The following is an 8,517-nucleotide window of genomic DNA, read 5'->3' as shown; positions in this document are numbered from 1 at the left end:
GTTGAGTATGCAAGGCGGGTGGCATAAAATAGCGAATCTCATCATGGAGGTGGTACTAATTTAGGGGAAAGGTCACCGATATAACGAACCTTCCCACTTTGTATTAGATTCTCTAAAGTTCTTAATACCTCCTCTATAGGAGTTAATGGATCAAAACCATGCATTTGATACAAATCAATATAATCAGTTTTTAATCGTTTAAGTTGCTCTTCACACGATTTTAGTAAATGAAACCGGGAGGATCCCAAATCATTTGGTCCTGTGCCTAATCGAAAAGTTGTCTTAGTTGAGATAATGACTTGATCACGTTTACCTTGAATAGCTTTTCCTAGAATTTCTTCAGCAATTCCTTTAGAGTAAACATCAGCAGAATCAAAAAGATTAAGTCCTGCATCAAGACATATATCAATAAGACGTATCGCTTCATTGTCTCTAATATTACCCCAAGCTTTAAAAAAATCAGTACCTCCTCCAAAAGTACATGTACCTAAGCTTAGCAAGGGTACTTTAAATCCTGATTTTCCAAGTTGTCTATATTCCATATATCCACCTTAATTAATGCCTTCAGAATCTACTAAACACTTTTTGTAAATATCTTAGTCCATTTTTGAGCTTGAGTATCAATCAGTAGATTGATTTATGATACAAATTTAATAATATTTAGGATCTAATAAGTGCATTTCTATTAGCGTATCTTCATAATATAAAGCTAAAAAAGAATTTGTTTGAAAATAAAAATTATTACAATGCAATAACTTCTTGTTTTTAAATGATCTACTCATCAGAGTAAGCGAATTTATTTCCTTGATATACTTCAGATTAAAGTTAATTTTTTTGTACCTATAAAATATGGATAATTTTTCTTTATCTATTGAGTTAAATAAATCGGCATTAAAAATATGAAGATAAATTTGAAACATTCCTTTTTTATCCATTAAACAACACGAGAAACCTTCATAATATATATAGATATTAGTAGGAACTTTGTTATTGATTAAATAAGTAAAATTTCTATAGTTGGCTAAAATAAGTTGATTAATAATAAAATGTAAATTTAAACTCTTTTCAGTATGAATGCTCAAATGATGTGCATATTTATTGCTGGAAAATAAATATCTTCTATCTTCATTAAAATAGTAAGCGTTTACTTCAATATCTTGATAATTTAATTTTAATTCAGACATGATTTTCATATGAATTTTATCATATTCTCTAATAAAATTTTGGATGTCATCATCTTTTTCCCCCACTAAATGATTTTTGATCATGTATGAAGAAAATTTTCTATAAATTTCTTTATTTAAAAATTTTTCTTCTTTCTCAGAATATTTATATTTAAAATAATTATCATAATTACTATTAATCTTTTGGGAGCTCATTATCATCGTTAAGAATTCGTTCATTTGATCTTCAACATAAATGTTAGATTTAATCAGTGGATAATTACGAAAAAATCTTGAGAAATCATATACACAAGAAGATAGTGAATTGGGATTAGAAGTTCTAAGCCATTCCTTTTTAAAATAAAATTTTCTTGATAAATATAAAAATGAGTTGACAAGAGGTTGTAGTTTTTTTTGAAGGTAAATAGGGATATTTGGGGAGTTAAAACCCATCATTTTTATAAATCCATCTAGAATACTTTGTGTAAAACCTGCATTAAACTCATATTTAATATCTATATATTCTACCGAATTATAGTTAATCAACTGATTCTTGCATAATCCTCTCAACACATTTAATTGACCGAGATATTCAAACCCAAAATAATTACTTCGATACCATTGCATTGCACTATACTGAGGATTACGTCCTTTAACACTACAAAAGGTTTCCATATCAAAAAATGATCCATTTAACGACATATTACCTGCAGACCACATGCCATGTAAAATTCGCTCAATAAATTTGTTTCCTTCCACAAAACCAATATCTCTGGAGGATTTTAATAATTTTGTTTTTGATAGTTTTTTTCCCATGTAATGAATATGAGTGATCCGTTCAAGGGATGAGTTTATATTGATACGAATGATAATCGCATTTTTTAAAAAAATAGTTTTTCCCTCAAAATAAACAGGAGAATAGTCCTTACATTCCAAAATTGTTAAAACTGGGGCGATAGGATAAGGCATTGTGTTAATAAGTGAATTAGATGCAACAGTTTCCCAAATACCTGTATTAACGCTCATTATTCCATCATTTGTTAAGACATAGGGTGTTTTTTCGCCTTTTAAATTGAAGTTTCGTCCTAGATAATAGGAACGTCCTGATCCTGGGTAAAAAGTATTACTATGAGGGTCTAACTGTCTATCAATATAAGCATATCCTACAATAGTAAGTGGTTTTTCTGCCTCCTCAATACATATTGTTACCTGAAACAACAAAGCCATTTCTTGTTGTATTTCAGCATAAGTATTGTGAGCTGATGAAATATATTTTTTATATAATTCAAGGTTAATATAAATCGGATTAAGTTGATATTTTCTTTTATATAAGGGAACTTTTAAACAAAGGTTAGTACCAAATGTTTCAATAATCGTCGGTATTTGAAAAAAAAAATCATCTGCAATTTTCATAATTTATTTGATAAATAACAATCAGATTACATCCCTGGATTCAACAATTATAGCAATTTTTTCCTGGAGCTTAAAAAAATCATTAAATATGATCTCATATAAATCTCTGACACCATCATCTTCCATAACTTGATTCAAAATTATAATAATTTCTTGGAGTTCTTCAACAATTAAACTGATATAACCCTCAATATTATTTTTTTTTTCTAATTGTAATTGCATATTAGTAAGGGAAATTAAATGTCTAAACTTAGCTTGATATGGACTATTAATATCTTTTGCTTTTTTTAATAATTCTTTTAATTGTACTAAATCGGGTTTTAAAGCTAATAATAGATTATTTAATTTATCAGAAGTTGTTGTAATCACAATTTCATCCCCTTATCTTGATCATGTTTACTTTCCTCTTTTTTTGAAATAAAAGCTTCAAAAAACTTCTGTGCTTTATTAACAAAATCTTTTAAGCCACTTATTAAAGTTGTTATTAAAGATTGCGATTTTTCTTCATTAAAACTTCTTGTTTGAGGAATTTTAGCTCCTTTCTCAATCGGCGGGCCTCCTGTACTTTTCCCTTTAACTCTGGCTTGTGGAGATGGTTCATGATGCGTTTTAACGGATGGGGGAGGTCCGCCTATACTTTTCCCTTTAACTCTGGCTTGTGGAGATGGTTCATGATGCGTTTTAACGGATGGGGGTGGTCCGCCTATACTTCTCCCTTTTCTTGGTTTTTCTCTACGTTCTTTCATTTTGTTGCCTCATATATATTTCTGAGTGGCGCAAATTATCTTTTCATAGCTTCAGCAGCTACAACGTTTTTGTGAACTATCAAAAAATATTTTAGATAAATCATATGACTTTGTGTTATTGCATGAAAAAAACTCTGACAATGTGGATTCGTTGATTGCACGTCATCAGAATTATTCACTAATTTAGCAGTCGCAATTATTTGCAAGTGTCTAACAGTAAGTTTGCTTGCTTTAGTCCTCATTTGAACAATGAGTTTTCTGAGCGCATTTAGAATAGGCTCAGGATAGTTAAGATGGACACTCCCTGCATAATGAGAAATGAGCTTAGTCCCAATATGATCAACAACGTTTTGAATAATCATTTAATTGACCCTTAATACCCATACAAACTAGTATAGACGACTTTATTAAATCAAGTATTTTGAGGCTTATAATTTTGACCAAAATTAGGGGAATTTTTCAAATAGTCCATTTCCTTCTTTGTAGTTTTGCGTCCTAAAAGATCATTTCGCCATGGAAAACGTCCAAAATTATCAATCACTTCAAAGTGAACATTAAACCAATAGAGATAATATTCTAATTTAGAAATAATGTTATTTGGTAATTTTTTCACCAAATCTTCATAGATATTTCTATGCAGCTTTTGATCGTTTAATTTTTCTGAATGCTCTAATGGAGCAAAATAAAACATTTTTTGACAAACAAGTAGGTTAGCCCCCATAGGGATGTGACAGGATTGGTAAACAAGAGACAGTGCTTTCTGATCACCCGCAAATGCTTTGGAGGTATTTCGATAAACATGTCTTGTAAATTGATCCAATAGGATAATAAGTGCTAATCGACCTTCTGGAGTATTAGACCAATCGTCATATTGTCCAGCGAGGGCATTTTCAATGTCATTTAAAAATTCTTTTCTAATAAAAGAGTCTAGATTTGGATGAAAACTATACCATCTATCGCTAATAGAACGAGGAGGGAATTCATCTTCAAATGAATCACCGAACCAAAAAGAAAGAATAGTTTCTATTTTGCTTTGTGCCATCAATTATAACTCAAAAAAATTGATTAATTTTTCAATTATCCCATCATAATTATATTTTGAATAATACCAATCTTTAACTTTTGGATGAACAAATCGCCCAATTTCACTATCAATTTTAATATTTTTTTCTATATTTTGATAAATAAGCCGAGTTAAATCAGGAAAAACCGATTTAAACCCTTGAGACATTGACTCTCTACCTACCAGAAGAGCCAGGATACTTTCAACAAACAATTTAATCGAGTTTTCTAAAGCAAATTGAACTTCTCCAGAATAATGAAAGGTATCTATATGTCGCATACTACCCATATCAACCATACCCCCATCCAGCACTAAATTTCCTGGATCAATACAGTAGCCCTTACAAGCATACACAGGATCAGCAGGTATAAAACCTAAATTCAAAAATCGGCAAAAAAGCAAAATCCAATTTTCAATACACGGTTTGATGTCCATTATTAATGAAAGATGGGCAATTCTTTCTTGAAAACTTGAAGGAGAAGTTGCCGTATGAAAATCAATATGTGCTATTCGCTTAGGAACATTTGGATACCAATATATCTGTATAGCTATTCCATCATTCATTAAGTTTTTTAAAAGTTTGTATCTTTTATCGTCATAAAAATCATTAAAAATAGAATGGGTTCTTTCTAATGTCTTCTCGGGGATTTTGTAAATTGCTAATGGGATTGGTATCTTGGCCAATGTTTTATATGAGTCTAGATAGACTTTTTGTAAGCTGATTGATGATTGAACTTCTTCAAGTGCTTCTGATAGCAAATAGAGTAAGGGAACTTTATTTTCGATAAACAAATAACGATCATACATGGGTAACAATGCATGATCACAATTATGTAAACCTAATCCTGATTTACGCGTTGACCAAGAATATATTGAGTGAACATGTTTTATTTTCTCTAATAATTCATGAATATTTTCGGCTAATACTTCCGTTCCCTTTATGCCAATATATCCTTCATAATCTGAATGAAATTGTTTTATATGATAATAGAATGATCTGAAATGACGATGTGGACGAACAATTTTATCTGTTTCAGTAGTTATTGTTACATTTTTTTGAGCGGGGAAAGGATTGATAGTGTCTATAACATTAATTGAAGGTAATAATCCCTCTATTTTTTTATATAAATTTGGTTCATCTAATTTTAAAGACCAATATATAGGTAGTTCATGCAGCGTTATGTTTTTATTATTCGGCATTTAGAAATCCTAGAAAGACACATCAATTTAAGTATATACGTAATCTCAATTTATCAATACTTAGTAAAATATAAGTTTAGAATACCTATTGTCTGCTATAGATTAGCCAATTTTTGGAGTTAAGCACTTCATTACCAAGTAAATCAAAATTATAATTAGGATAATTATTCAATACACTCTGAATTATTCTGTCCTCAATGAGATAAGTATGGAGATGAGATTTGATTTTTAGTAGTAGTTTTTGTGCACATAGATTAAGCTCCTTGGTGTATTCCGCTTCCAAAACTAAACTAGGATATTGACTAATCATTAGCCATCTTGGATTTACCTTTTTTATTAAACTGAACCACTGATTTATTATCTGGTTTTCAATAGTACGGACTTTTTCAGGCTGTGCAAGTATTTGTTGCCAATGTAAAGCAAAGCTCTGGTGAATTTCTAATTTATCTTGGGATACCCAAGAAAATAATTTCTCAAAGATCTCGGGCTCCCCATCCATTGCCATGATCATATCATCTAAGGGATGATGAGAGATAATGCAATCAATAGATTTAGGTAGATGTTTAAAGCAGTCTTTTAGTAAGTGATTTACTGGATGAACTATTACTTCAGGTAAAATTTCCTGATATTTAGAAAGAATTAAATCCAATGCTTTTTCATAAGGTTCTATAATATAAATCTCACCATTAAAGTTAATTTCTTTTAAGGCCAAAGCGATTTTTGGTGAAGTTCCAGGAGCAATTTCGACAAAAACTCCATCAAGCGGTAAATTACAATGCGATAATAAAGAGGCCCAAATATGTGAAATAAAACCATCCCAAGCGGCATAACTTGTTAATAATAATTCACTAATTTTTTCTTTAGTCGTAATTCCGAACATAATAATCACTCTAAATAAATTTCGGACGGAATTTCATGAATGTCCTTAATTGTTTTAATTTTTAAAGGATAAATAGGTCCTAATACTGGGTTTATTGAATCACCTAACCGATTTCGTGTAAAGGTAGAAAATAAAATACGTGCAAACGTTCTTGTTATTGGCTTATCCGTATGATTGTATACTGCTCTGTGTACCATATAAGGATTGAGAAAATTGAGTTGGTTTACTTTTAGTGTTGTAATATTTTCATCACATTCATGAGAGCTTGCTTGTTGTTCAATTACATCTTGCATGTTGATTGAATCCAAGTCACAGTAATGTTTTTTGCAATATTCTCGAAGCTTATCAAAGTTGAAACGACAAGAAATGCTTTGGGTAGGTAAAATATTTGATATCAAATATTGCCTGTCACAGGGAAGTTTTTTCCCATTTTTTTGCAAACGTTCATAGCCTTGATGACCATCAATATGCCATCCACCTCGACGTTGCATTGCTCCTGGTGGGATAATTGAATGGCTTACAGATAAGAAAATATAATATTGATTAATAAATTCAGGGTTGCATCGTCGTTCGATTTGACAAGCAAATTTAATTAGAGGCATTAAGTAACTTAATTCTTTTGGTAAATAAATTTCTTCATATCCAATTGGATTATTACTATGAGCTAATACCCTACCTTCTTTTAATAATTCAATTGCTTTATTAGCACTTATTTTTATAGGTAAATGCAGTACATTTTCAGTAATTAATGCTAATTCATTAAAAACATAATTTTTGTCGCATTCTTCTGGTAAACCTACGCATACAGGAATATTCACATTCTCCTCTTTTTCCATTTCTAAATAATCAAATGGTTTAGGATAGGTATTTAATTGGGGGTTTGTATCAATAATTTCTTGTAAATTGCTAGAGCATTTTGGTAATTTGTTTAACTCAAGTATTTCATATTCAATGTCTGACAAAGAGGGAAAAATGAAACTTGCTGTATCAAGCAATTTGCCGCGCACTTTAATTCTTGAAACATGATCATCGTAGGATAAATGTCTTTCATCATATAGAGTTATTCTCTCAAGCTCTCCTTTTAATTGAGTATATTTTCTGATTAATAAAGGGCGTAACTTTTCAAAAGAATGATCAAGATGTATTTTTTCAACGCCGCACCAATGGTGTAATGATTTAGGATAATGCGTGTACGCAGATTTTATAATTGAATGATTATTCTTAAGATATTCTAAATAATGTAAAATCCTTCCTTTGAGGTAATTGGTGCTAATCATGATAATTTCCTCTTTATGTCAAGGATCAAGATAATAGTATTTTATTACTATTGTTTTATATGTTACCCTGCGAGTCGTGCATGTATTAGCATTGCACCATTAGTCTTTAATAAATTATATATTTCATCACTCAAACCATGGATTTCACAGTAGCTTAATGTCGTAGTTCCAGCAGGCGTTTGATAAGTGAATAGCCATTCCCAATTTTTAATTGGAAATTCTGTTAAAATAATTTTTAAAAGCTGGGTATTATTAAAATCAATAGCTGCTTTTGCTATTACATGCATATTTTTGTTAATCGCGATTTCAGACTTATGCATATTAAATAATGTAATTGTATCTTTTTGATTATTTGCAATAGCATTTAGTAAATCATTTAATACTTTGCTCATCTTAACTTCTCCTTTTTTCTTATAATTTATAGTACAGTTATTAATAAAATTCAAACCCTTGCATTAAAGAAAAAAAACCTCTTTTAATCTTAGATCAAATAAGTTATCGAATATCGCAAAAAATTAATTCGTAGATTTGCGGCAAAAAAGCATTGAGTCATTATTTTCGCCCCAACCGATTGATTTTATTACGCCTGCTAGCTAACCTTGCTGCCCTTAAGAGGAGCAGGGTTGCTAAATGACACCAGCAAAAGAACTACCGATTGTTATTGAAAAATCACAAGAAAACGTTGATCAGATCATTGCATTGGTACACTCATCAAACTTATCAGCGGGAACAAAACCTTTTGTCTAAAAAAGTCAACTATAATTATATTAATTAC

10 protein-coding genes are annotated in these 8,517 nt (G+C 30.4%); all 10 read right to left on the bottom strand.

The window, feature by feature from the left end; genetic code table 11:
* Positions 1-41: 41 nt before the first annotated feature.
* The 10 genes from BGO44_RS12755 to BGO44_RS12710 all read right to left on the bottom strand — a co-directional run bounded on the left by BGO44_RS12755 (position 42) and on the right by BGO44_RS12710 (position 8,134).
* The gene (locus BGO44_RS12755) at positions 42-542 is read right to left on the bottom strand and encodes an aldo/keto reductase (RefSeq protein ID WP_273200576.1); all 501 of its coding nucleotides are present in this window, start codon (positions 540-542) and stop codon (positions 42-44) included.
* Positions 543-650: 108 nt separating this feature from the next.
* Complete coding sequence (locus BGO44_RS12750) at positions 651-2,576, bottom strand: hypothetical protein (RefSeq protein WP_273200574.1); 1,926 nt, start codon at positions 2,574-2,576, stop codon at positions 651-653.
* Positions 2,577-2,597: 21 nt separating this feature from the next.
* Positions 2,598-2,945 carry a hypothetical protein gene (locus BGO44_RS12745; RefSeq protein ID WP_273200572.1) on the bottom strand — a complete coding sequence of 116 codons (348 nt, stop codon included), beginning with the start codon at positions 2,943-2,945 and terminating at the stop codon, positions 2,598-2,600.
* A complete protein-coding gene (locus tag BGO44_RS12740) occupies positions 2,942-3,322 on the bottom strand; it encodes a hypothetical protein (RefSeq protein WP_273200571.1) in 381 nt (126 codons plus the stop codon). The genes BGO44_RS12745 and BGO44_RS12740 overlap by 4 nt, the downstream gene beginning before the upstream one ends.
* Before the next feature lie 35 nt (positions 3,323-3,357).
* On the bottom strand, positions 3,358-3,684 hold the full coding sequence (locus BGO44_RS12735) for a hypothetical protein (protein WP_273200569.1): 327 nt from the start codon (positions 3,682-3,684) through the stop codon (positions 3,358-3,360).
* A gap of 50 nt (positions 3,685-3,734) precedes the next feature.
* The gene (locus BGO44_RS12730; RefSeq protein ID WP_273200568.1) at positions 3,735-4,364 is read right to left on the bottom strand and encodes a DUF924 family protein; all 630 of its coding nucleotides are present in this window, start codon (positions 4,362-4,364) and stop codon (positions 3,735-3,737) included.
* 3 nt (positions 4,365-4,367) lie between these two features.
* Entirely contained in the window at positions 4,368-5,585 is a 1,218-nt protein-coding gene (locus BGO44_RS12725; RefSeq protein WP_273200566.1) for a hypothetical protein, read from the bottom strand.
* Between the two features lie 85 nt (positions 5,586-5,670).
* Positions 5,671-6,465 carry a hypothetical protein gene (locus BGO44_RS12720; protein ID WP_273200564.1) on the bottom strand — a complete coding sequence of 265 codons (795 nt, stop codon included), beginning with the start codon at positions 6,463-6,465 and terminating at the stop codon, positions 5,671-5,673.
* Positions 6,466-6,470: 5 nt separating this feature from the next.
* On the bottom strand, positions 6,471-7,742 hold the full coding sequence (locus BGO44_RS12715) for a hypothetical protein (RefSeq protein WP_273200561.1): 1,272 nt from the start codon (positions 7,740-7,742) through the stop codon (positions 6,471-6,473).
* 62 nt (positions 7,743-7,804) lie between these two features.
* Positions 7,805-8,134: a hypothetical protein gene (locus BGO44_RS12710; RefSeq protein ID WP_273200559.1), complete on the bottom strand. Its 330-nt coding sequence runs from the start codon at positions 8,132-8,134 to the stop codon at positions 7,805-7,807.
* Positions 8,135-8,517 lie beyond the last annotated feature (383 nt).

It is taken from the genome of Legionella sp. 39-23 (assembly GCF_001897665.1).
GTDB lineage: Bacteria > Pseudomonadota > Gammaproteobacteria > Legionellales > Legionellaceae > Legionella > Legionella steelei.
Note: the sequence above shows the minus strand (reverse complement) of the source record. Positions and strands in the feature narration are given on the sequence as shown.